At 66.1% G+C, this 22,580-nt stretch carries 21 protein-coding genes; 14 read left to right on the forward strand and 7 right to left on the reverse strand.

Annotated features, from left to right (window positions below; genetic code table 11):
- Positions 1-66 precede the first annotated feature (66 nt).
- The 11 genes from tsf (at position 67) to rpmE (ending at position 10,568) form a co-directional block, all read left to right on the forward strand.
- Positions 67-993 (forward strand): translation elongation factor Ts, encoded by a 927-nt coding sequence (gene tsf, locus ATE64_RS14325; RefSeq protein WP_058457261.1) that lies wholly within the window; start codon positions 67-69, stop codon positions 991-993.
- Positions 994-1,108: 115 nt separating this feature from the next.
- Positions 1,109-1,831 carry a UMP kinase gene (pyrH, locus tag ATE64_RS14330; RefSeq protein ID WP_058457262.1) on the forward strand — a complete coding sequence of 241 codons (723 nt, stop codon included), beginning with the start codon at positions 1,109-1,111 and terminating at the stop codon, positions 1,829-1,831.
- Positions 1,832-1,854: 23 nt separating this feature from the next.
- Entirely contained in the window at positions 1,855-2,409 is a 555-nt protein-coding gene (frr, locus tag ATE64_RS14335) for a ribosome recycling factor (RefSeq protein ID WP_058457263.1), read from the forward strand.
- A gap of 147 nt (positions 2,410-2,556) precedes the next feature.
- On the forward strand, positions 2,557-3,243 hold the full coding sequence (uppS, locus tag ATE64_RS14340; RefSeq protein ID WP_082657793.1) for a polyprenyl diphosphate synthase: 687 nt from the start codon (positions 2,557-2,559) through the stop codon (positions 3,241-3,243).
- Positions 3,244-3,246: 3 nt separating this feature from the next.
- Entirely contained in the window at positions 3,247-3,921 is a 675-nt protein-coding gene (locus ATE64_RS14345; protein ID WP_058457264.1) for a phosphatidate cytidylyltransferase, read from the forward strand.
- Between the two features lies 1 nt (position 3,922).
- Positions 3,923-5,086, forward strand: coding sequence for a 1-deoxy-D-xylulose-5-phosphate reductoisomerase (locus ATE64_RS14350; protein WP_058800173.1), 1,164 nt, complete (start codon positions 3,923-3,925; stop codon positions 5,084-5,086).
- On the forward strand, positions 5,079-6,209 hold the full coding sequence (gene rseP, locus ATE64_RS14355; RefSeq protein WP_058457609.1) for an RIP metalloprotease RseP: 1,131 nt from the start codon (positions 5,079-5,081) through the stop codon (positions 6,207-6,209). The genes ATE64_RS14350 and rseP overlap by 8 nt, the downstream gene beginning before the upstream one ends.
- 72 nt (positions 6,210-6,281) lie before the next feature.
- Positions 6,282-8,963, forward strand: coding sequence for an outer membrane protein assembly factor BamA (bamA, locus tag ATE64_RS14360; RefSeq protein WP_058457608.1), 2,682 nt, complete (start codon positions 6,282-6,284; stop codon positions 8,961-8,963).
- A complete protein-coding gene (locus ATE64_RS14365; RefSeq protein ID WP_058457607.1) occupies positions 8,963-9,649 on the forward strand; it encodes an OmpH family outer membrane protein in 687 nt (228 codons plus the stop codon). Before bamA ends, ATE64_RS14365 begins: the two co-directional genes overlap by 1 nt.
- Before the next feature lie 5 nt (positions 9,650-9,654).
- Positions 9,655-10,134 carry a 3-hydroxyacyl-ACP dehydratase FabZ gene (gene fabZ, locus ATE64_RS14370; RefSeq protein ID WP_058457606.1) on the forward strand — a complete coding sequence of 160 codons (480 nt, stop codon included), beginning with the start codon at positions 9,655-9,657 and terminating at the stop codon, positions 10,132-10,134.
- Between the two features lie 206 nt (positions 10,135-10,340).
- A complete protein-coding gene (gene rpmE / locus ATE64_RS14375) occupies positions 10,341-10,568 on the forward strand; it encodes a 50S ribosomal protein L31 (RefSeq protein ID WP_058457605.1) in 228 nt (75 codons plus the stop codon).
- A 9-nt stretch (positions 10,569-10,577) separates the two neighbouring features.
- On the opposite strand, the gene ATE64_RS14380 is transcribed toward rpmE, so the two are convergent.
- Positions 10,578-12,050: a glycerol kinase gene (locus ATE64_RS14380; RefSeq protein WP_058457604.1), complete on the reverse strand. Its 1,473-nt coding sequence runs from the start codon at positions 12,048-12,050 to the stop codon at positions 10,578-10,580.
- A 310-nt stretch (positions 12,051-12,360) separates the two neighbouring features.
- Here ATE64_RS14380 and ATE64_RS14385 point away from each other — a divergent pair, with 310 nt between their 5' ends.
- From ATE64_RS14385 to ATE64_RS14395, 3 genes are all read left to right on the forward strand, one after another.
- Complete coding sequence (locus ATE64_RS14385; protein ID WP_058457603.1) at positions 12,361-13,746, forward strand: DEAD/DEAH box helicase; 1,386 nt, start codon at positions 12,361-12,363, stop codon at positions 13,744-13,746.
- A 180-nt stretch (positions 13,747-13,926) separates the two neighbouring features.
- The gene (locus ATE64_RS14390; protein ID WP_058457602.1) at positions 13,927-15,594 is read left to right on the forward strand and encodes an MFS transporter; all 1,668 of its coding nucleotides are present in this window, start codon (positions 13,927-13,929) and stop codon (positions 15,592-15,594) included.
- Positions 15,595-15,650: 56 nt separating this feature from the next.
- Positions 15,651-16,691, forward strand: a complete 1,041-nt coding sequence (locus ATE64_RS14395) for an alpha/beta hydrolase (RefSeq protein WP_058457601.1) — start codon at positions 15,651-15,653, stop codon at positions 16,689-16,691.
- Here ATE64_RS14395 and ATE64_RS14400 read toward each other — a convergent pair.
- From ATE64_RS14400 to ATE64_RS14425, 6 genes are all read right to left on the reverse strand, one after another.
- Positions 16,645-17,397, reverse strand: coding sequence for an alpha/beta fold hydrolase (locus tag ATE64_RS14400; RefSeq protein ID WP_058457600.1), 753 nt, complete (start codon positions 17,395-17,397; stop codon positions 16,645-16,647). The two genes, ATE64_RS14395 and ATE64_RS14400, sit on opposite strands and share 47 nt — an antisense overlap.
- A gap of 46 nt (positions 17,398-17,443) precedes the next feature.
- Positions 17,444-17,683: a hypothetical protein gene (locus tag ATE64_RS14405; protein WP_058457611.1), complete on the reverse strand. Its 240-nt coding sequence runs from the start codon at positions 17,681-17,683 to the stop codon at positions 17,444-17,446.
- Positions 17,684-18,304: 621 nt separating this feature from the next.
- Entirely contained in the window at positions 18,305-19,552 is a 1,248-nt protein-coding gene (locus ATE64_RS14410) for an N-succinylarginine dihydrolase (RefSeq protein WP_058457599.1), read from the reverse strand.
- 3 nt (positions 19,553-19,555) lie between these two features.
- Positions 19,556-20,557, reverse strand: coding sequence for an arginine N-succinyltransferase (locus ATE64_RS14415; protein WP_058457598.1), 1,002 nt, complete (start codon positions 20,555-20,557; stop codon positions 19,556-19,558).
- Positions 20,554-21,765 (reverse strand): hydrolase, encoded by a 1,212-nt coding sequence (locus tag ATE64_RS14420; RefSeq protein WP_058457597.1) that lies wholly within the window; start codon positions 21,763-21,765, stop codon positions 20,554-20,556. Before ATE64_RS14420 ends, ATE64_RS14415 begins: the two co-directional genes overlap by 4 nt.
- 52 nt (positions 21,766-21,817) lie before the next feature.
- Positions 21,818-22,501, reverse strand: a complete 684-nt coding sequence (locus tag ATE64_RS14425) for a spermidine synthase (RefSeq protein WP_058457610.1) — start codon at positions 22,499-22,501, stop codon at positions 21,818-21,820.
- Positions 22,502-22,580: the final 79 nt, after the last annotated feature.

The raw sequence follows: 22,580 nt of genomic DNA on the forward strand, positions 1-22,580 counted from the left end.
CGCCGCCATGCGCGCGGCGGACGGCGGATCGAACAAGCGTCCGCCGCTTTTGGAAAGGAATATCCCATGGCTGAGATTACGGCCGCTCTCGTCAAGGAACTGCGCGACCGCACCGGCGCCGGCATGATGGACTGCAAAAAGGCGCTCGCCGAAAACGGCGGCGACATCGAAGCGTCGATCGACTGGCTGCGCACCAAGGGCCTCGCCGCCGCCGCCAAGAAGGCCGGCCGCGTCGCCGCCGAGGGCCTTGTCGGCTTCGCCACCGACGGCACCAAGGGTGCGCTCGTCGAAGTGAACAGCGAAACCGACTTCGTCGGCAAGAACGAACAGTTCCAGGAATTCGTCCGCGAAGTGACGCAGGTCGCACTTCAGAACAACATCACCGACATCGAAACGCTGGGTAGCGCGGCCTATCCGACCGGCGGCACCGTCGCCGAGAAGCTGACCAGCAACATCGCGACGATCGGTGAGAACCAGTCGCTGCGCCGCGCTGCGATCCTGACCGTCAACTCGGGCGTCGTCACGGGCTATGTCCACAACGCCGCCGCGCCCGGCATGGGCAAGATCGGCGTGCTGATCGCGCTCGAATCGACCGCCGGCGCCGACGTTCTCGAACCGCTCGGCAAGCAGCTGGCGATGCATGTCGCCGCCGCCTTCCCGCTGGCGCTGAACGGCGACGACCTCGACGCCGACCTCGTCGCGCGCGAACGTGCGATCGCCGAGGAAAAGGCCGCCCAGTCGGGCAAGCCCGCCGACATCGTCGCGAAGATGGTCGACGGCTCGATCGCCAAGTTCCGCAAGGAAAATGCACTGCTGTCGCAGCTGTTCGTGATCGACGGCAAGACCCCGGTCGCCGAAGTCGTCGCCGCTGCCGGCAAGGATGTCGGCGCGACGATCACGCTCAAGGACTTCGTCCGCTTCCAGCTCGGTGAAGGCATCGAGAAGGAAGAAAGTGACTTCGCGGCGGAAGTCGCCGCCGCCGCTGGCGTTTAAAAACAGAATCGGATTGCTGCGCCAAGGGCGTGGCAGTCCGCTTGGCAATGGCGCGTACTCTGACTAGGGTGCGCGCCATTCGCATATCCGAAGAATATAAGAGGTCCCCCCGCACATGGCTTTGCCCGGCATGAAACGCATCCTGCTCAAACTGTCGGGCGAGGCGCTGATGGGCTCGACCCCGTTCGGCATCGATCCCGAAACGGTCGCGAGCATGGCGGCCGAGGTGAAGGCGGCGAAGGATCGCGGGCTCGAAATCTGCCTCGTGATCGGTGGCGGCAACATCTTCCGCGGCATGGCGGGGGCCGCGAAGGGCATGGACCGCGCGCAGGCCGACTATATGGGGATGCTCGCGACGGTGATGAACGCGCTCGCAATGCAGAATGCGCTCGAACAGCTTGGCGTCGAAACCCGCGTCCAGTCGGCGATCGAGATGGACAAGGTGTGCGAGCCGGTGATCCGCCGCCGCGCCGAACGCCACCTCGACAAGGGCCGAGTCGTGATCTTCGCGGCGGGTGTCGGGGCGCCTTATTTCACCACCGACAGCGGCGCCGCGCTGCGGGCCGCGGAGATGAAGTGCGACGCGCTCTTGAAGGGCACCAGCGTCGACGGCGTCTATAATGCCGACCCCAAGAAGGATCCGAATGCGGTCCGATACGACAGCCTCAGCTATGACCGCGTGCTCGCCGACAATTTGAAGGTGATGGACGCGAGCGCGGTGGCGCTATGCCGCGATAACAATATCCCGATCGTCGTGTTCAACATTCGCGAGGCCGGCAATCTGGCGCGCGTGCTGACGGGCGAGGGCGTTGCCACAGTCGTCCGCGCCGACGACTGACAGAATCAAGAGAGGAAAGACAGATGCCGAAATATGACAAGGCCGACCTCGAACGCCGGATGCACGGCGCGGTCGAATCGCTGAAGCACGACCTTGCGGGCCTGCGCACCGGCCGCGCCAACACGGCGCTGCTCGATCCGATCACGGTCGAAGTTTATGGCAGCCACATGCCGCTGAACCAGGTGGCGTCGGTCAGCGTCCCCGAGCCGCGGATGCTTGCGGTGCAGGTGTGGGACAAGGCGAACGTCGGCCCGGTCGACAAGGCGATCCGTTCGGCGGGCCTCGGCCTCAACCCGATCGTCGACGGCCAGCTGCTCCGCCTGCCGATCCCCGAAATGACGCAGGAGCGCCGCAAGGAGCTGTCGAAGCTCGCGGGGCAATATGCCGAAAAGGCGCGCGTCGCAGTTCGCAACGTCCGCCGCGACGGCATGGACAATCTGAAGGCCGACGAGAACAAGAAGGAAATCAGCGAGGACGAGCGCAAGCGGTCGGAAACCGACGTCCAGAAGCTCACCGACAGCACGATTGCAGAGATCGATGCGGCGGCCGCGGCGAAGGAAAAGGAAATCCTGGGTTAGTGCCTGTTCGCGCGACGTTTTGGTCAAAAGCTTCCGTATCCCCGCGCGAAGACGAGGGGCTATGCCGAGCGAAGTCGAGGCCCCTGCTTGGCGTCGGGTCTCGCGGCGCTCGAACGAGCCCCTCGCCATCGCTTGGGGAATTGGCCCGTGTCTGATCCCCGTCACGGCGCGCGCCATGTTGCCATCATCATGGACGGCAACGGCCGCTGGGCCAAGAAGCGCTTTCTGCCGCGCGTCGCCGGGCACAAGGCCGGTGTCGAGGCGGTGCGCACGATCGTGCGCGCCGCTGGCGAAATGGGGCTGGAGGCGATGACGCTCTACGCCTTCAGTTCCGAGAATTGGAAACGGCCCGAGGAAGAGGTCAGCGACCTGATGGGGCTGATGAAGCGCTTCATCCTCTCCGACCTCGACGAATTCGCCGCGAATGACGTGCGACTGAAGATCATCGGCAACTGGCGCGCGCTGGCACCCGATGTCGTCGAACTGATCGAAGGCGCGCTCGAACGCACGGCGGGCAACAGCCGCACGACGCTGGCGGTCGCGCTCAACTATGGCGCGCAGGACGAGCTGGTGCGCGCGGCGAACGCCGCCGCGGTCGACGGTCCGATCACGGCCGAGGCGATCGAGGCGCATCTCGACACCGCCGACCTGCCGCCGCTCGATCTCCTCATCCGCACCTCGGGCGAAGTGCGGCTGTCGAACTTCCTGCTCTGGCAGTCGGCCTATGCCGAGCTCTATTTCACCGACAAATTGTGGCCGGATTTCAAGCCCGCCGACCTGCAGGCGGCGCTCGATCATTTTGCGCGGCGCGAGCGCCGCTACGGGGGGCTTTAGGATATGGCTGCTGCAAGGTCGGACCTTTTGACGCGGGTGGGATCGGCGATCGTGCTGTTCGCGATCGCGGGCATCGCGCTGTGGTTCGGTGGTATCGCATTCGGGCTGCTGCTCCTCGTCGGCGGCGCGCTCGTCGTGGTTGAATGGCTCGCTCTCGTGCGCGCGATGGGGCTCGGCGGCGGGGCAAAGGCGGCGCTGACGGCGCTTGGCCCGGTCGCGATCCTCGGCGCGATGGCGGGACTCTGGTTCATCCGCGAGCATCTGGGCATGACCGCCGCGCTCTGGGTCTTCGGCATGGTCTGGGCGACCGATATCGGCGCCTATTTCGCCGGCCGCGCCTTCGGCGGTGCGCGCCTCGCGCCGAAGATCAGCCCGTCAAAGACCTGGTCGGGGCTGATCGGCGGCATGATTGCCGCGCTCGTTGCTAGCGCGACGATCGGCGACCGCGGCGGCATCGTCGGCGTGCCGCTGTGGATCGGCCTGTTCATGGGCCTGCTCGCGCAACTTGGCGACCTTGGCGAAAGCTGGATGAAACGCCGCGCCGGGGTCAAGGATTCGGGCAAGCTCATCCCCGGACATGGCGGCCTGTTCGACCGCGTCGACGGGCTGCTGCCCGTGGCGCTGCTGCTCGGGGCGCTGGCGTTCGCGGGGCACATCGCGGTGCGGGCGGCCGGCTGAGATGACGCGCCGCCTTTCCTTGTTCGGCGCCACGGGATCGGTCGGGCAATCGACCCTCGATCTCGTCCGCCGCGATCGCGAGGCGTGGCGGGTCGATGTGCTGACAGCGAACAGCGACGTCGACGAACTCGCGCGGCTGGCGCTCGAATTCCGTCCCGAGCTCGTCGTGGTCGCCGACGAGGCCCGATATGATGCGCTGAAGCAGGCCCTCGCCGGCACGAATATCGGCGTCGCGGCGGGGACGGCGGCGTTGACCGAAGCGGCGACCCGGCCGACCGATCTGGTTCTCGCGGCGATCGTCGGCACGGCGGGACTCGCCCCGACGATGGCCGCGCTCGAAGCGGGCCATGACGTCGCGCTTGCCAACAAGGAATCTTTGGTGTCGGCGGGCGAACTGATGATCGCGGCAGCGCGCAAATCGGGCGCGACGATCCTGCCGATCGACAGCGAGCATAATGCGATCTTCCAGTGCCTTGCGGGCGGCCGTATCGAGCAGGTGCGCCGGATCATCCTGACCGCGAGCGGCGGACCCTTCCGCACCAGGAGCGCCGAGGAGATGCGGACCGTCACCCCGGCGCAGGCGGTCGCGCATCCCAACTGGTCGATGGGCGCGAAGATCAGCGTCGATTCGGCGACGATGATGAACAAGGGGCTTGAACTGATCGAGGCGCATCATCTTTTCCCCGTCGGACTCGACCGGATCGAAATCCTCGTCCATCCGCAGTCGGTGATCCACAGTCTCGTCGAATATGTCGATTGCTCGACCCTTGCGCAGCTCGGGTCGCCCGATATGCGGATACCGATCGCGAGCGCGCTCGCCTGGCCGCAGCGGATGGCGACGCCATGCGCGCCGCTCGACCTTGCCAGCCTCGCGCGGCTCGACTTCGAGGCGCCCGACGAGGAGCGTTTTCCCGCGACCGCACTGTGCCGCGGGGCAATCGCAGAGGGCGGCGCCCGCCCGGCGCAGCTCAACGCCGCCAACGAAGTCGCGGTCGCGGCGTTCCTTGCCGGACGCATCTCCTTCCCCGCGATCGTCGATACGGTGCGCCGGGTGATCGATGCAGACGCGCCCGCAGTGCCGGCGTCGCTTCAGGACATATTCAGCGTCGATGCCGCATCCCGCGCGGCTGCGCAGCATTTTGTGGACCATTACGAACATGCATAACGTGCCGGTGTGGCTCTATTTCGTCGGTTTCCTGCTTGTCCTCGGGCCGCTCGTCTTCGTCCACGAATATGGGCATTATATCGTCGGCCGCTGGTGCGGGGTGAAGGCCGATGCCTTCTCGATCGGCTTCGGACGAAAGATTCTCGGCTGGACCGACAAGCGCGGGACCGAGTGGAAGATCGGCTGGCTGCCGCTCGGCGGCTACGTCCAGTTCGCGGGCGACCGCGACGCGGTGAGCCAGCCCAATGCCGAATGGCAATCGCTGCCCGCCGCCGAACGGTCGCATACCTTTCCGGCGCAGCCGGTCTGGAAGCGTGCGCTGATCGTGGCAGCGGGTCCGGTCACCAACTTCCTGTTCGCGATCCTGATCCTCGCAGGTTTTGCGGGTTTCGTCGGAACGCCGACCAGCCCGCCCATCGTCGGCTCGGTGCAGGCGGGTTCGGCAGCCGAAGCCGCAGGCCTTCGTTCCGGCGACCGGATCGTCTCGATCGACGGCCGGCAGATCGATGTCTTCATGGATATCCCGATGACCGTCGCCCATCGCCCCGGCGAGACGATGGCGGTCCGCATCGAGCGTGGCGGCGCCGAGCAGGTCTTTCGCGTCACGCCGCGCCTTGTCCGCGAGAAGGACCAGTTCGGCAAGGAGTTCGAGCGCGCGCTGATCGGCGTCTCGCCCGGCAAGGTGGTGTTCGAAAAGATGCCGCTGGCCGAAGCGCCGCTGGTCGCGATGCGCCAGACCGGCCAGATCATCCGCCAGACCGGCGAAGTGCTTGGCCAGTTGCTCACCGGCAACCGTTCGGTGAAGGACTTGAGCGGCCCGCTCAAGATCGCACAGGTTTCGGGCGAGGCGGCGAGCATGGGGCCGGAGGCGCTGATCTACCTCGCCGCGCTGATTTCCATCAATCTGGGGTTCATAAATCTCTTGCCATTGCCGATGCTCGATGGCGGCCATTTGCTTTTCTATGCCTATGAGGCGATCAGACGCCGGCCCGCGCCCGCACAGGCGCAGGAATGGGCGTTTCGATTCGGCTTTGCCGCGATCGTATCGCTGATGCTGGTCGTAACTTTCAATGATTTGGGCTCATTCGGCCTTTGGGACCGGATCGCGCGCTTGATTGGATAGCCGGACTGGGGCAGGGAGTGCGCGCCAACCTGCGGGGAAGCGGGTTGGTCGCTTTTGAGTTAGTTTTGCGGGATGAACAGCGTGGCATCACAGAATTTCAAGCGCCGGGCGCAGCGGTCGGCGTTGTTTATGGCGGGAACCATGCTGGCATGGCCTGTTGCCGCCGCCGCCCAGGTCGCACCGCCCACCGTCCCCGCATCGAGCGTGCCCGCGCCGTCGGGTGAAGCCGCGCCGACCGCCGCGACGATCAAGTCGATCAATATCGTCGGCAACCAGCGCCTCGAGGCGCAGACGATCCTGTCGTACCTGCGCCTGCGCGTCGGCCAGAGCTATGACCGTTCGGTGCTCGACCAGGCGCTCAAGGATCTCGCCGCGACCGAGCTGTTCAAGGATTATCAGATCAGCGACGACAATGGCGCGCTGACGATCCAGGTCGCCGAAAACCCGGTGATCAACCGCGTCATCCTGGAAGGCAACAAGCGCCTGAAGGAAGATAAGATCCGGCCCGAGATCAAGCTTGCGCCGCGCCAGATCTTCACCCGGTCGAAGGTCCGCGCCGACGTCGCGCGCATCATCGAGCTCTACAAGCGGCAGGGCCGCTTTGCAGCGACCGTCGATCCGAAGATGGTCCAGCTCGACCAGAACCGCGTCGACGTGGTGTTCGAGATCAACGAGGGGCCGAAGTCGAAGGTTCGCCAGATCAACATCATCGGCAACGAGAAGTTCAGCGACGGCGATCTCAAGGACGAGATGGCGACCAAGGAGTCGGGGCTGCTCACGATCCTGTCGTCGAACACCAGCTACGACCCCGATCGCCTCGCCTACGACCAGCAGAAGCTGCGTCTCTTCTACCTGCAGAACGGCTATGCCGACTTCCGCGTCATCTCGGCGGTCGCCGAGCTGACGAGCAACAAGCAGGACTTCATCATCACCTATGTGGTCGAGGAAGGCGAACGCTACAAGTTCGGCAAGGTCGACGTGAAGAGCGACCTGCGCGACTTCAAGCCGGAGATGTTGCAGAAACTGCTGCCGATGAAGACCGGCGACTGGTACAATGCGAAGCAAGTCGAGGATACGGTCGAAAGCCTCAGCGAGACGGCCGGCCTGTTCGGCTATGCCTTCGCGGACATCAATCCCGATTTTCGCCGCGATCCCGAAGCGCGCACGATGGACATCACCTTCGATGTCGGCGAAAGCCCGCGCACCTATGTCGAACGGATCGACGTCAACGGCAACACATTGACCCACGACAAGGTGGTGCGCCGCGAATTCCGCCTCAACGAAGGCGACGCCTTCAACAGCTTCGGCGTCAAGCGCACCGAGAACCGCATCAACAGCCTCGGCTATTTCCAGGAGAATCTGGAGATCGAGCGCAAGGAAGGGACGACCCCCGACCGCATTATCCTCGAAACCAACGTCGAGGAAAAGCCGACCGGCGAGCTGTCGCTGTCGGCGGGCTTCTCGTCGATCGAAAGCTTCCTGCTCCAGGCCTCGATCCGCCAGCGCAACTTCCGCGGCCTCGGCCAGCAGCTGCAGGCGTCGGTCAACTATTCGAGCTATTCGAAATCGATCGAGCTCGGCTTTACCGAGCCCTATCTGTTCGACCGCAATATCTCGATCGGCGGCAGCGTCTATCGCCGCGACCTCAACTCGTTCAACTTCATCAACAACGACCGCGAAACGACGTTCGAGCAGACGACGACGGGTTTCCAGGTCAACGTCGGCGTGCCGCTGACCGAGTTCATGTCCTTCTTCGGGCGCTACAGCCTGAACTATGACGATGTGACGCTCGACAAGAATCTCTACTATTTCGGCGGTCAGTGCGATCCGCTCGTCGCGGGCCGCTATCTGTGCGACGCGATCGGCACGCGGACGACCTCGCTCGTCGGCTTCACGCTCGCCTATGACGACCGCGACAACCGGCTGCGCCCGACGCGCGGCCAGTCGCTGTCGCTCAGCCAGGATTTTGCCGGCCTCGGCGGCAGCGTCAAATATGTCCGCACGCGCCTGTCGGGATCGAAGCACTTCAACCTTGGCAGCCGCTTCATCCTGAACATCTCGGCCGAGGGTGGCTATATCTATCCGTTCGGCAATGCCCCGAGCCCGACGAGCGACAAGGTCCGCCTGACCGACCGCTTCTTCCTCGGCGAACCGCAGATGCGCGGCTTCGACATCCGCGGCATCGGTCCGCGCGTGATCCGCTTCACCGACGTCGACCTGGCCGACCCGGCCAACCCCGTGCTCAACGACGACCTCGGCAACCGCAACAACCTGATCGACGACGCCCTCGGCGGCCGCGCCTATTATCAGGGCCGGATCGAGATGGACATTCCGCTGGGCACCGGCGCCAAGGAACTCGGGCTGCGTCCGTCGGTGTTCCTCGACGTCGGGTCGGTGTGGAGCGTGAAGCGCCCGACGCTGACGACGCTCGCCGATTTCAAGGATCCGTCGGACGGCCTGACCAAGTGGAAATGCCGTAACTCGACAACTGGCCAGACGACCTTCGCGACCCTGACGGCCGGCAGCACGACGCCGCTCTATTCGACCTGCGACGTTGCGAACGGCTTCTCGCCGCTCCCGCCGTTCGAAGAGCGTTTCTACGGGAACACCTGGATGCCGCGCGTGGCGATCGGCGCCGGGGTCAACTGGAACTCGCCGTTCGGGCCCTTCCGCATCGACTTCGCCTACGCCCTCCGCAAAGAAGAGGGTGACGATACCAAACGCTTCTCATTCAACGTAGGAACCCAATTCTGATGAAGAAAATTTTCACCGCCTCGGCGCTCGCCATTGCCGCGCTGTCGGTTTCGCCCATCGTCGCCGTTCCCGCCGCGGCGCAGGCGAAGGCCGTCGCCGTCGCCGACCTTCGCGCCGCCGCCGCCAGGTCGAACGCCTTCACCGTCGCCTCGCAGCAGATCCAGACGACCTACAAGGCGCAGATCGACCAGCAGGAAACCCGCGGCCAGACGCTGCAGGCCGAACTCAACGTCCTCGTCGCCAAATATAACGAAGAAGCGAAGAAGACCCCGCAGAACCAGGCCGCGCTCCAGGCCGCCGCGAAGGCCGTGCAGGACAAGCGCCAGGCCGCGACGGCCGAATTGCAGCGCATCAGTGCGCCGATCGACCTGGCCGTCGCCTATGTCGAGGACCAGATCAGCGTTCGCATGAACGAAGCGATCAAGGCCGCGATGACCGCGAAGAAGGTCGACCTGCTGGTCAACCCCGAAGCCGTCCTCGCGCGCGAAAACAACGTCGACATCACCGACGCTGTCGTCGCCGAAATCAACCGCCTGCTGCCGAACGTGTCGATCACGGTTCCCGCCGGCTACCAGCCCGGCCAGCTCGTCCAGCAGCGCAACCAGCAGCTGATGGACGCCGCGCGCAACGCGCAGCCGGGCGCAGCTCCCGCTGCGCCGACCGGCAGCGCGCCGACGACCCGCTAAGTCAAATGGCGGACGGGGAAAACGCGGGCGAAACTCTGGGTCCGGTGGATATCCGCCGGATCCTGAGCCTGCTCCCGCATCGGTATCCGATGCTGCTCGTCGACCGGGTGGTTTCGATGGTGAAGGACACCTCGATCCACGCGGTCAAGGCGGTGACGATGAACGAGCCCTTTTTCCAGGGGCATTTCCCCGGCCGGCCGATCATGCCCGGCGTCCTCATCGTCGAGGCGCTGGCGCAGGCGGGCGGCGTGCTCGCGATCGAATCGCTCGGCCTCGCGGGATCGGGCAAGCTCGTCTATTTCATGGGCATCGACGGGGTGAAATTCCGCAAGCCCGTGGAGCCGGGGCATTTGCTCGACCTGCACGTCACCATCCTTCAGGCGAAGCGGAACATCTGCAAGTTCGAGGGCAAGGCGATGCTGGACGGCCAACTGGCGACCGAGTGCCAGTTCACCGCGATGATCGCCGATCCGCCGAGCGACTGAGGGATACCTCCTTTCGCCACCCCGGACTTGATCCGCGGTCCACAACTTCAACGCCTGCGATGGATCCCGGATCAGGTCCGGGATGACGAGCGTAGGTGTTGCAATTTCCAAGATTCGCCGTTAGGGGACGCCGCTTCGCGGGCCCCGTGACGGGGACAGCATCGACTCAGTCGCCGGTCGGTAACCGGCGGCACAGGAGCCAGGACATGAAAAAAGACATTCACCCCGACTATCACATGATCACGGTCAAGATGACCGATGGCACCGAATATCAGACGCGCTCGACCTGGGGCAAAGAGGGCGACGTGATGACGCTCGAAATCGACCCGACGGCGCACCCGGCGTGGACCGGCGGCACGGGCCGTATGCTCGACGCGGGCGGCCAGGTTGCGAAGTTCAACAAGCGCTTCGGTGGCCTCACCCTCAAGCGCTAATTCGCTTCCTCAGCCGAGGACTTTTGCAAGCGCGCTTTGCCAGCCGGCAAGGCGCGTTTTGCGTTTGTCGGCCTCCAGCGCGGGCGTGAAGCGCGTCGCGGTGCCGCGCATCGCGGCGGCGGCACTGGCCAGGTCGGGATAGAGCCCCGCGCCAGTTGCTGCCAGCATCGCCGCGCCCAGCGCGGTGCTTTCGACGAAGCCGGGCCGCTCTACCGCGATGTCCAGAATGTCCGCCAGGTCCTGCGCCATCCAGTCGTTCGCCGCCATACCGCCATCGATCCGCAGCTCGGCCCAGTCGACCCCGTCGGCGGCGAAGGCCGATTTCAGGTCATAAGCCTGATACGCCTGCGCCTCGAGCGCGGCGCGAGCGACATGCGCCTTGGTGCTCGCAAAGCTCAGCCCCGACAGCGCCGCCAGCGCATCGGGTCGCCAGTGCGGCGCGCCGAGACCGGAGAGGGCGGGAACCAGATAAACTCCGCCATTGTCGAGAACCGACCGCGCGAGCCCCTCGCTCTCGCCCGCGCTCGCGAGCAGGCCGAGCCCGTCGCGCAACCATTTGATCAGGCTCCCCGCGACGAACACCGATCCCTCGAGCGCATAGGAGCGCGCGTCGCCCTCCTGCACCAATATCGTGGCGAGCAGGCGGTTCGTCGACACCGGCCGCTCGCGCCCGCTGGCCGACAGGATGAAGGCGCCGGTGCCGAAGGTCGCCTTGGTCTGCCCCGGCGACAGGCACGCCTGCCCGATCGTCGCCGCCTGCTGGTCGCCCGCCATGCCGCTGATTGCGATCGGGCCGCCGAACAGGTCGGGGTCGGTCGTCCCGACGGCGGTGGTGCAGCCGGCGATTTCGGGAAGCAGGCCCATTGGCACGCCGAGCAGGCCGCACAGATCGGCGTCCCAGCCGCCCGCGCCGTTGATGTCCATCAACAGCGTGCGCGAGGCGTTCGTCGCGTCGGTGACGTGGATGCCGCCGGTCAGCCGGAAGACGAGGTAGGATTCGATCGTCCCGACCGCGAGCCGGTCGCCGGCATCGCGAAGCTGCGGCCAATGCTTCAGCGCCCAGCCGATCTTGCTGCCCGAAAAATAGGGATCGAGCAGCAGGCCGCTCTTCGCCTGCACCGCCGCCTCGTGCCCCGCTTCCTTCAGCGCCGCACAGTCGGTGGCGGTGCGACGGTCCTGCCAGACGATCGCCGGGGCGAGCGGTTCGCCGGTCTTGCGGTCCCAGAACACCACGGTCTCGCGCTGGTTGGTGATACCGATCGCGGCCACTTGATGCGCCCCGCCCGCCTGCTCGACGATGTCGCGCGTGCAGTCGAGCGTGGCAGTCCAGATTTCGGCCGCATCATGCTCGACCAGGCCGGGGCCGGGATAATGCTGGCGAAACTCGCGCTGCGCGCTGCCGAGCGGGGTGCCATCGGCATCGAACAGCATGGTGCGGGTCGAGGTCGTGCCCTCGTCGATGACGATGATCTTTTCGGCCATATCGCTCTCCCTCCATCGCGTTTGATGACGAAAGAAAAGGGCGGCGACAAGGCGTAGCGACACTAACATTCGTAACCGGCTTGCAAAATTGCGCACGCTATGCCATATGTTGTGCAGCGCAGCATGGCGGGTTTCCCCGCCGCAACCACCGGCAGCGTGATTTCCCGTCCATTTTCAGGCGCGGGCGAGCCGGACCAGCGCTTTGTCCCCTTGAGGCACCCTTTCACGCGGGTCGTTTCGAACCCGCGGCCGTGCGCCGTCCGTTCGATGCGAACGGATGCGCCTGCGCGTCGCCCTATGTGAGTATTTTATGACGTCTTTCAACGACTTTGGCCTGCACGCCGACATCAATCGCGCGCTCGCCGCCAAGGATTATACCGTCCCCACCCCGATCCAGGTGCAGGCGATCCCGCCGCTGATGAAGGGCCGCGACCTGTGCGGTATCGCGCAGACCGGCACCGGCAAGACCGCCGGCTTCTCGCTGCCGTCGATCCATCATCTGCTGACCTATCCGCACCGCGCCAATCCGCGCAGCTGCCGGATGCTCGTCCTCGCGCCGACGCGTGAACTCGCGGCGCAGATCGCGCAGAGCTGCCGCGACTATGGCCGCTTCACCAAGCTGCGCGTCTCGACCGTGTTCGGCGGCGTGCCGATCAACAAGCAGATCCGCGACCTGGCGCAGGGCGTCGACATCCTCGTCGCCACCCCGGGCCGCCTGCTCGACCTGATCGACCAGCGCGCGCTGCGCCTCGACGATGTCGAAATCTTCGTTCTCGACGAGGCCGACCAGATGATGGACATGGGTTTCATCCACTCGCTGCGCCGTATCGCCAAGCTGCTGCCGTCGCGCCGCCAGAACCTCTTCTTCTCGGCAACGATGCCGAAGGAGATCGCGCATCTGGCCGAACAGTTCCTCGAGGATCCGGTCACCGTATCGGTGACGCCGGCCGCGACCACGGTCGAAAAGATCAGCCAATATTCGACCTTCGTCGAACAGAAGGAAAAGCAGGCGCTGCTCCATTCGGTCATTGCCCGCGAAGACATCGACCGCGCGCTCATCTTCACCCGCACCAAGCATGGCGCCGACCGCGTCGTGCGCCACCTCGCGGGTGCGGGCATCAAGGCGATGGCAATCCATGGCAACAAGAGCCAGTCGCAGCGCACCCACGCGCTGCAGGCCTTCCGCTCGGGCGACATCAAGCTGCTCGTCGCGACCGACATCGCCGCGCGCGGCATCGACGTGTCGGGGGTCAGCCATGTGATCAATTTCGAGATCCCCAACGTGCCCGAACAATATGTCCACCGCATCGGCCGCACCGCGCGCGCCGGCGCCGAAGGCAAGGCGATCAGCTTCATTGCCCCCGACGAGCGTCCGTACATGCGCGACATCGAGCGCGTCACGCGGTCGAAGTCCGAGCCGATGCCGCTGCCCGAGAATTTCAACGAGCTGGTGCGCAACCTGCCCAAGCCGGCGCAGCCGCCGCGCGACACCGGCAGCCAGGGCCGCAACCCGCAGCGCCAGCGCGACGAAGCCTTGCGGGGTCGCGACGCGAACAAGCCCCGTGGTGATCGCGGTCCGCGCCGTGACGGTGCTGCAGGCGGCGGCGAGGGGGCGGAAGGTCAGCGCAAACGCCGCTTCCGCCCGCGCAACAAGAGTGTCGGTGCGCACAAGGGCGCGGTCAAGCGCGTCGGTTGATACGAAAACCCTCGTCAATGCGAGGAGCGTAGCGACGAAGCAATCTAGGGTGGCTTAAACCGCTCTGGATTGCTTCGCTTCGCTCGCAATGACGAAGTTGTGGGGTTGGTGCATCTGCGCCATTGACCGAAGTCCGCGACCGGGTACCCTTCGCGCCATAATTGGGCGAGGGGGTAGCGAATGACGGACGCAGGGGTAGCCTCACCCATCGATAGCGGCCAGAGCGAGCGCAAGGTCATCCTTGCCTCGTCGCTCGGCACGATCTTCGAATGGTATGATTTCTACCTCTACGGCCTGCTCGCGACGATCATCTCGGCGAAATTTTTTTCGGGCGTCAACGAGACGACCGGCTTCATTTTCGCGCTCGCGGCGTTCGCGGCGGGTTTCGCCGTAAGACCGTTCGGCGCGCTCGTCTTCGGGCGCATCGGCGACCTCGTCGGGCGCAAGAACACCTTTCTCGTCACCATGGGCCTGATGGGCCTCTCGACATTTCTCGTCGGCTTGCTGCCAACCTATGCCTCGATCGGTACCGCGGCCCCGGCGATGCTCATCGGCCTCCGCCTGCTCCAGGGGCTCGCGCTCGGCGGCGAATATGGCGGGGCCGCCACTTACGTCGCCGAGCACGCGCCCGAGGGGAAACGCGGGCTCTTCACCAGCTTCATCCAGACGACAGCGACGCTCGGGCTGTTCGCGGCGCTGCTCGTCGTCATCGCGGCGCGCTCGGCGATGGGCGAACAGGCGTTTGCCGACTGGGGCTGGCGCATTCCCTTCCTGATCTCGATCGTGCTGCTCGGCGTCTCGCTCTGGATCCGCCTCCAACTCGAGGAAAGCCCGGTCTTCAGGCAGATGAAGGAGGAAGGGACGACCTCCAAGGCACCTCTGACAGAAGCCTTCGGCCGCTGGGCGAACCTCAAATGGGTGCTCGTTGCGCTGTTCGGCGCGGTCGCGGGGCAGGCGGTGGTCTGGTACGCGGGGCAATTCTATGCGCTCTTCTTCCTCGAGAAGACGCTGAAGGTCGACGGTGCGACGGCGAACATCCTGATCGCCATCGCGCTGGCGCTCGGCACCCCCTTCTTCATCCTGTTCGGCTGGCTGAGCGACCGGATCGGACGCAAGCCGATCATCCTCGCGGGCTGCGCGCTCGCCGCACTCACCTATTTTCCCACCTTCCAGCTTCTCACCACCGCCGCCAATCCGGCGATGGCAAAGGCGCAGGAGGCCGCGGCGGTAACCGTCACCGCCGATCCCGGCTCGTGCGCCTTCCAGTTCGATCCGGTCGGCAAGAACAAGTTCGAAAGCACCGGCTGCGACATCGCCAAGTCGGCGCTGGCGAGGGCGGGGGTGAGCTATACAAGCGTGACGCGCGAGCGGATCACGGGCGAGGGCGCCGACGTCTGGGTCGGCAAGAGAATCCTGATCGCGCCGGATCCCTGGCGCCTTGCCGAGGAGGATCGCGCGGGCGCGGCCGAGGCGTTCCGCAAGGAGCTCGCCGCCGCGACCGCCGCCGCGGGCTACCCCGAAAAGGCCGCTCCCGCCGCGATGAACAAGCCGCTCGTCGTCGCAATTCTCTTCTGGCTCGTGCTGTTGGTGACGATGGTCTACGGCCCGATCGCGGCGCTTCTGGTCGAGCTCTTTCCCAGCCGCATCCGCTATACCGCGATGTCGCTGCCCTATCATATCGGCAATGGCTGGTTCGGCGGCTTTCTGCCGACGACCACCTTCGCAATGGTCGCGGCGACGGGCAATGTCTATTACGGCCTCTGGTATCCGGTCATCGTCGCGGCATCGACCGTCGTCGTCGGCCTGTTGTTCCTGCCCGAAACCTTCCGCCGCCCGATTCACCAATAGGGTGGATTGACGGGACGGGCATCGGAGCTAGGGTCCGCATGCTCGGAGGGGGGCATATGCAAACGATCGACGAGGATGATTTCGAACCGTTGCCGCCGCGGCGTCCGCTGTTCCGTCGCAAGCGCGTCCTGATCCCGCTCGGCCTGCTGCTCGCGATCGTCGTCGCCTTCCTCGTTCTGCGTACCCCCGACACCGACCGCGACGCGATGATCGCCAAATATGGCGGGCCGGGCGCCGCCTTCGCTGCGGGGCCGGCGGGACAGCGCGTCCACTACCGCGATCAGGGCAAGCGCGACGGGCCGGTGCTGCTGCTGCTCCACGGCTCGAACGCCAGCCTTCAGACGTGGGAGCCGCTGGTGAAGCGGCTTGGAGGCACCTACCGCATCGTGACGCTCGACCTGCCGGGGCATGGGCTCACCGGCGCCACCCCCGACACCGATTACAGCGCCGACGGCATGATGGCGGCGGTCGATGTCGTGATGGCGAAGCTGGCGCTCGACCATTTCAGCATCGGCGGCAATTCGATGGGCGGCTGGGTCGCATGGCGCTATGCGCTGGCGCGGCCCGAGCGGATCGACGCGCTGCTGCTGATCGACGCCGCGGGAATGCCGCTGCGCAAGGGCGAAAAGGCGCCGCCGTCGAACGTCGGCTTCCGCGTCCTCCAATATCCCATCGGCCGCTGGCTCGCGACACAGATCACGCCGCGTTCGCTCGTCGAGGAATCGCTGCGCGGATCGATCGAGAAGCAGGATATCGTCGATGACGCGATGATCGATCGCTATTGGGAGTTGCTGCGCTTCCCCGGCAACCGCGAGGCGACGGTGCTGCGCGCGCGGATGGACCGCCAGCCCGCGATGGCGAGCCAGGTGAGCGCGATCACCGCGCCGACATTGATCCTGTTCGGCAAGAAGGACCGGCTGATCAACCCGACCGCCGCACAGACCTTCCACGAACGCATCGAGGGGTCGGAGGTCGTGCTGCTGGACGGCATCGGTCATCTGCCGATGGAGGAAGCGCCCGACGAAACCGCCGCGGCGATCGACGATTTCCTCAAGCGGCAGCTTGTGCCGCGTCCGGCCGATCCAGAAACTCGCTGATCCGCGTCGCGATCTTCGCGGCGTGGGTGAAGGGGAAGAGGTGCGATCCCGGCACCACTTCCAGCACCGCACCGTCGATCAGGTCGGCGATCGCCTGCCCATGGCCCGCGGGGACGACGCCGTCGCGTTCGCCCATCAGGATGAGGACGGGCGTGTTCTTGAGGTGCGGCAGCATCGCCGCGCTCGTCCAGCCCGCCATCGCCATGGTCTGATAGGTGAGGCCCAGCGGGGTTGCGGTTGGCAGCTTGAGCCCGCTTGCGAGCATATCGTCGTCGAGCAGCGCCGCCCAGCCGATGCCGGGCGCGCCGACCGACGGCGTCGTCGCCATCAGGACCATCCGCCGGATACGGCCCGGAAACTGCACCGCGATTTGCTGGGCCAGCGCGCCGCCCCAACTGAATCCCGCAAGGTCGATCTGTGCTTGATCGAACCGGTCGGCGATCTCCATTACGATGGCCGCCATCGTCGGCGCGTTATAGGGCAGGATCGCGTCGGGCGACCCACCGACCCCCGGCATGTCGAGCGTCCACACCTCGCGGCCGTGAATCTGCGCGAGCAGCGGTGCGGCGGCGGCGATGTCGGCGCCGATGCCGTTAAGGAACAGCAGCGGCGTTCCGGACGCACCCGCCCGCCAGCGCGCGACGCGCAGCGTAAGGCCATAGACATGCTGGGTGCTGATTTCGGGACGCCCGCCGATCCTGCTCATGCGATCGGCCTTGGCACAAACTGGTGACGGACGAAAGTCCGCCGCCTCAATCGGCCACCTTCGCCGCCTCGGCCGCCTTTTCGTAGCGCAGGCAGTCGAAGATCTTCCCGCCGGCAAGGAAGACCGAGCCGGTGCAGGCGAGCAGCAGCAGCTTGCCGCCGACCCCCGGATAATGGTCGATATACGCCATGCCGCGTGCCATGGCGCCGACGGCAAGGGCATAAATGATGAGGCACGCTTCGAAGCGGGTCTTGATGACGAACAGGCGACCGATTTTTTTCAGCATCACCATCTCCCGAAGCAAGGGATGTGCCAGTGGCGCAAATCCTTGATTCGGCGCGCCGGGCTTATGGTAAACTGTAAATTAACCCGACAGAGGAGGGAAGGGGCGGTTCGGATTGGAATGGGAAGCTGTCCTGCGTTCGTTCGTCATCGTGTCCCGAATTCCAAAGTTCAGGAAAGTTCAGTCCATTGCATCGCCGGTTTGGAAGGGGGGGCGAACGCATCTCGCATGTCTCGCCGCGGCCGCGCCTGCAAGCCGGACCGCGACCGCCTTTCTTCACCGAATGAAAGAGCCAGATGAAGGCTGGCACGGCAGGATAATGTAGGAAAGGCTTATTTGAGGGTGGTGTCTGCATTGGGGTGGATTCGAGACATTCGTCACCCCTGACTTGATCCGGGGTCCACGACTTCAACGCCGCGATGGATCCCGGATCAAGTCCGGGATGACGAAGAAAGGAATATCCTCCCTGTCGCGCAGCGATGGGGAGGGGGACCGTCGCCGCAGGCGATGGTGGAGGGGCGGCAACGTCGCGCCATTTGCCCCTCCGTCAGCGCTTCGCGCTGCCACCTCCCCATGGCTTCGCCACGGGGAGGAACCAAACGGCAACCTCCGGTCGAAACCCGTCTAGATCAATTCCGCCAGCCCCAGCGCCTCCAGCAACGCCGAGCGCGCGCGCTGGACGTCACGGACCAGCGCCGTCGAGGCGAGGTCGCCGGGCGCGATCGCTTCGGGCCAATGCGCGGCAACGACGTCGGCGATCCGGTCGAGCTTCGCGGGGTCGGCGAGGAAGCGCGGGTCGACGGTCGACGGGTCGGCGACGACGCGCAGGCGCAGGCAGGCGGGGCCGCCGCCGTTCGCCATCGACTGGCGGACATCGACCGGCAGCAGGCGGCGGATCGGTCCGTTGCCCGCGACATGCGCCTCCAGCCAGGTCCAGACCGCGGGCGTCTCGCGCGCTTCGGTGGGGAGAACGAGCCCCATGCCGCCATCGGGCAGGCTGACGAGCTGGGCGTTGAACAGATAGGATTTGATCGCCTCGGGCAGGCTGACCGCGCTCGCGGGCACCTCGACGATCTCGACATCGGGGAAGGCGGCGCGGATTTGCGCGTGCGCGCCTTCGCGATCCTCGAACGCGGTTTCGTGCGTGAACAGCACATGCTCGTTCGCGACCGCGACGACGTCGTTGTGAAAGGCGCCGCCCTGGATCGCGGTGTCCGACTGGCGGATGAACAGCGTGCGCGAGGGATCGAGCTTGTGCTTGCGCGCGATCGCCTTCGATGCGTCGATATGCTGGCGCGCGGGGAAGCGGCCGCCACTCAACCCGTAAACGAAGATTTCGACGCCGGCCGATCCGTGCCCCGAACAGAGCCGCATATGGTTCGCCGCGCCCTCGTCGCCGAACGGCGCGGGAACCGGACCATGCACCGCGAACGCCGGATCGGCGAAGGCGATGCGCAGCTGCGCCAGCGTCCCCGGCCATTCATGGCTGCGGTGCGGCATGGTGACGAGGTTGGCGACGGTGAGGTGGCATTTGCCGTCGCCGCTATCGGGCGCGGGCGAGACGGTCGCGGCGTTCGCGGCCCACATCGACGAGGCTGACCACGCCTGCGCGCGCAGGTGCGGCTCGGCGGTATCGAGCGAGGTGCACAGCGTTTCGAGCCACGGCGCGTCGGGCCGGTCGAGCGGCATGAAGAAGCCTTGGCGAAGCCCGAGCGCGATATTGTGGCGCATCTTCTCGATGCCCTGCAACGCCGCCGCACGCGGCTGCGACACATCGCCCGCGTTTGACGCCGATGCGATATTGCCGCGGCTGAGCCCCGCATAATTGTGCGTCGGGCCGATGATGCCGTCGAAATTGATTTCGGTGAGCATGGCTTACCTCCCGATCCAGCTGATCGGATCGCCGGCCCCGACCCCCAGCACCTCTGCCGCATGGGGATCGATCGTCCCACCCGCGCCGACCGTGCCGAAACAGCAGCGGAAATCGCGCAGCTGACCGGTCGCGATCAGCGCGTCCTCGCCGCCCTCGGCAATGCCGCTCACTTCGACATGCTTCGCATCGCGGATGCTCGCGACCTGATCGGTGCGCGCGGTCATCGTCGGGCCGCCGTCGAAAATGTCGACATAATTTTCGAAGGCGAAGCCCTCATTCTCCAGCATCCGCATCGCCGCACGTCCGGTCGGGTGCGGGACGCCGATCACCGCGCGCGCGGTTTCGGGCAGCATCGCGATATAGACGGGGTGTTTGGGCATCAGGTCGGCGATGAACTGGTTGCCATGGACCGCGTTGAACTGGTCCGCCTCCTGGAAACTCATCCCGAAGAATTTGCCGGCGACCCCGTCCCAGAAGGGCGATCCGCCCGCTTCGTCGATCACCCCGCGCAGCTCGGCGAGGATGCGGTCGCCGAAGCGCGCGCGGTGCCGTGCGATGAACAGATAGCGCGAGCGGGCGAGCAGCAGCCCGAGCCCGCCGGCGCGCGCCGCGGGGTGGAGGAACAGTCCGCCGACCTCGCTCGACCCGTTGAGGTCGTTGCTCAGCATCAGTACCTGCGCGTGGAAGGTGCGGCCGAGCTGTTCGCTATGCTTGCTGTCGGTGCCGATGCGATAGGAATAAAAGGGCCAGCGCTGGCCAACCTGCCCGAAAATCTGGCAGGTGCCGCGCACCTCGCCGCTGTCCAGATCCTCGAGCACCATCAGGTACAGCTCGTCGGCCGGATATTCCTTTTCCGACGCGAATCCGGCCTCGGCACGCTCCAGCTTGGCGCGCAGCGCCTTCTTGTCGGGGGGGAGGTTGGTGAAGCCGCCGCCCGTCAGCTTCGCCATCTCGTAAATGCTCTGCAGGTCGCCCGGCTTGGCCGCCCGGATCACATAATTCACACAGTCCCCCGTTCCGCTATTCTCATCATGGTCAGCGCCGACAGCTGCGCGCGTTCGGCGAGGCTGTCGACGATCAGAAATTCGTCCGAGCTATGGATCGCGCCGCCGCGCGGACCCATCGTGTCGACCACCGGCACGCCGCATGCCGCGATATTGTTGCCGTCGCAGACGCCGCCGGTTGCCTTCCAGCGGATCGGCGGCAGGCCGAGCGCGGCGCCGCAGTCGCGCACCAGTTCGAACAGCCGGGTCGCGGCCGGATCGAGCGGCTTGGGTGGCCGGTTGAAGTTGCCGTGGATATGGCAATGCACGTCGTGCTCGCGGGAAACTGCGGCGACCGCGTCGCGGAGCGCGGCTTCGGCCGCCGCCATCGCCTCGGGAGTCGAAGGGCGCAGGTTGACGCGCAAGATCGCAGAATCGGGCACGACATTGTTCGGGCCGCCGCCGTCGATTTTCGCCGGGTTGACCTTGAGGTCGGGCGATTTCAGCGCGTTCAGCCGCAGCGCCAGATCGGCGGCGGCGATCAGCGCGTTGCGGCCGTCCTCGGGGTTGCGGCCGGCGTGCGCCGACAGGCCGTGGACGATCACCGAGAAATTGCCGCTGCCGGGCCGCGCGCCGGCAAGGCCCCCGTCGGGCAATGCGGGCTCGTAGGTCAGCGCCGCGGTCTTGCCCTTCGCGAGTTCGGCGATCAGCGCGGCCGAGGCGTGGCTGCCCGTCTCCTCGTCGCTGTTGATCATCACGTCATAGCCGATGCGCGGCGCAAACGGCGAGGTTTCGAGCGCCTTCAGCGCCGCGAGGATCACCGAAATGCCCGCCTTCATGTCGGCGGTGCCGGGGCCGTTGAGCACGCCGGGCTCGAGCCATTGAAGCGTCTGGAACGGATGATCGGCGGGAAATACCGTGTCCATGTGGCCGGTCAGCAGCAACTGGACCGGCGCGTCGGGCCGGACGCGGAGGTGGAGGTGGTCGCCGCGCTGCGCGGTGCGGATGTTGCCGGCGGCGTCGACGCTTTCGACCGGATCGGGCGCGACGAGGCGGATGTCGCCCGGCAGCGCCGCAAAAGCATCGGCGAGATGACCGGCGACGGTCCTGAGCCCCGCAAGGTTGCCGGTGCCGCTGTTCACGGTCGCCCATTGTTCGACCTGCGCGAGCATCGGCGCATCGGCGGCGCGTTCGATCGTCGCGTTTTCGGTGGCGGTGAGGCTGGTCATCGCATGGCTATAGCCAGCCGAACCGGGCTTTGCGACCCCTTGTCATTGCCGGTCAAAGGGCACGCGCGAACCAGATGATGTGCCGCGGCCCCTTGCCGTTGCTGCGCGCCCGCACGACGACTTCCTCGACCGCGAAGCCCGATTCTTTCAGGCGGCGTGAAAATTTGGCGTCGGGCGCGGCAGACCAGATCGCCAACAGTCCGCGGGGCCGCAGCGCGGCCTTCGCGCGCGCAAGTCCGCCCATCGAATAGATGCGGTCGTTGCTCTCGCGCGTCAGACCGTCGGGGCCGTTGTCGACGTCGAGCAATATCGCGTCGAACGATTGCGCCGCGCCGCCGATCACGCCCGACACATCGGTGATGCGCAGCTCGACGCGCGGGTCGTCGAGCGCCCCGGCGGTCAGCTCCGCCATCGGCCCGCGCGCCCAATCGATGATCTCGGGCACCAGTTCGGCGACGGTGACGCGCGCGTCCGGGCCGAGCCGCGCCAGGGCCGCGCGCAGGGTAAAGCCCATGCCATAGCCGCCGATGAGCAGGTGCGGGGCCCCACCCTTTTCGGCGTCGCCGCGCAGCCGGTCGCAGCTCATTTCGGCAAGCGCTTCCTCGGAGCCGCTCATCCGGGTGCTCATCAGGTCATTGCCATCGAGCGCGATCGTGAAATCCTTGCCGCGCCGATAGAGATGGAGCGCATCGCCGCCGGGGACGGGCGCTGTGCCGAGATGTTCGCGCGGTATCATGCCGGGGCCTATAGCGGTCTGCGCGGGCATTGGCACCCCATTGCCAAGCTGCTGCATTCGCGGCATAGGGCGGCGGCCC

The sequence above is a fragment of the Sphingopyxis sp. H073 genome, assembly GCF_001468395.1.
Classification (GTDB): Bacteria; Pseudomonadota; Alphaproteobacteria; order Sphingomonadales; family Sphingomonadaceae; genus Sphingopyxis.

What these genes read in the sequence shown, in the direction of transcription:
- tsf (WP_058457261.1), top strand. Translation starts at nt 67, where the DNA reads ATGGCTGAGATTACGGCCGCTCTCGTCAAGGAACTGCGCGACCGCACC.
- pyrH (WP_058457262.1), top strand. Translation starts at nt 1,109, where the DNA reads ATGGCTTTGCCCGGCATGAAACGCATCCTGCTCAAACTGTCGGGCGAG.
- frr (WP_058457263.1), top strand. Translation starts at nt 1,855, where the DNA reads ATGCCGAAATATGACAAGGCCGACCTCGAACGCCGGATGCACGGCGCG.
- ATE64_RS14345 (WP_058457264.1), top strand. Translation starts at nt 3,247, where the DNA reads ATGGCTGCTGCAAGGTCGGACCTTTTGACGCGGGTGGGATCGGCGATC.
- ATE64_RS14350 (WP_058800173.1), top strand. Translation starts at nt 3,923, where the DNA reads ATGACGCGCCGCCTTTCCTTGTTCGGCGCCACGGGATCGGTCGGGCAA.
- rseP (WP_058457609.1), top strand. Translation starts at nt 5,079, where the DNA reads ATGCATAACGTGCCGGTGTGGCTCTATTTCGTCGGTTTCCTGCTTGTC.
- bamA (WP_058457608.1), top strand. Translation starts at nt 6,282, where the DNA reads ATGAACAGCGTGGCATCACAGAATTTCAAGCGCCGGGCGCAGCGGTCG.
- ATE64_RS14365 (WP_058457607.1), top strand. Translation starts at nt 8,963, where the DNA reads ATGAAGAAAATTTTCACCGCCTCGGCGCTCGCCATTGCCGCGCTGTCG.
- fabZ (WP_058457606.1), top strand. Translation starts at nt 9,655, where the DNA reads ATGGCGGACGGGGAAAACGCGGGCGAAACTCTGGGTCCGGTGGATATC.
- rpmE (WP_058457605.1), top strand. Translation starts at nt 10,341, where the DNA reads ATGAAAAAAGACATTCACCCCGACTATCACATGATCACGGTCAAGATG.
- ATE64_RS14380 (WP_058457604.1), bottom strand. Translation starts at nt 12,050, where the DNA reads ATGGCCGAAAAGATCATCGTCATCGACGAGGGCACGACCTCGACCCGC.
- ATE64_RS14385 (WP_058457603.1), top strand. Translation starts at nt 12,361, where the DNA reads ATGACGTCTTTCAACGACTTTGGCCTGCACGCCGACATCAATCGCGCG.
- ATE64_RS14390 (WP_058457602.1), top strand. Translation starts at nt 13,927, where the DNA reads ATGACGGACGCAGGGGTAGCCTCACCCATCGATAGCGGCCAGAGCGAG.
- ATE64_RS14395 (WP_058457601.1), top strand. Translation starts at nt 15,651, where the DNA reads ATGCAAACGATCGACGAGGATGATTTCGAACCGTTGCCGCCGCGGCGT.
- ATE64_RS14400 (WP_058457600.1), bottom strand. Translation starts at nt 17,397, where the DNA reads ATGAGCAGGATCGGCGGGCGTCCCGAAATCAGCACCCAGCATGTCTAT.
- ATE64_RS14405 (WP_058457611.1), bottom strand. Translation starts at nt 17,683, where the DNA reads ATGCTGAAAAAAATCGGTCGCCTGTTCGTCATCAAGACCCGCTTCGAA.
- ATE64_RS14410 (WP_058457599.1), bottom strand. Translation starts at nt 19,552, where the DNA reads ATGCTCACCGAAATCAATTTCGACGGCATCATCGGCCCGACGCACAAT.
- ATE64_RS14420 (WP_058457597.1), bottom strand. Translation starts at nt 21,765, where the DNA reads ATGACCAGCCTCACCGCCACCGAAAACGCGACGATCGAACGCGCCGCC.
- ATE64_RS14425 (WP_058457610.1), bottom strand. Translation starts at nt 22,501, where the DNA reads ATGATACCGCGCGAACATCTCGGCACAGCGCCCGTCCCCGGCGGCGAT.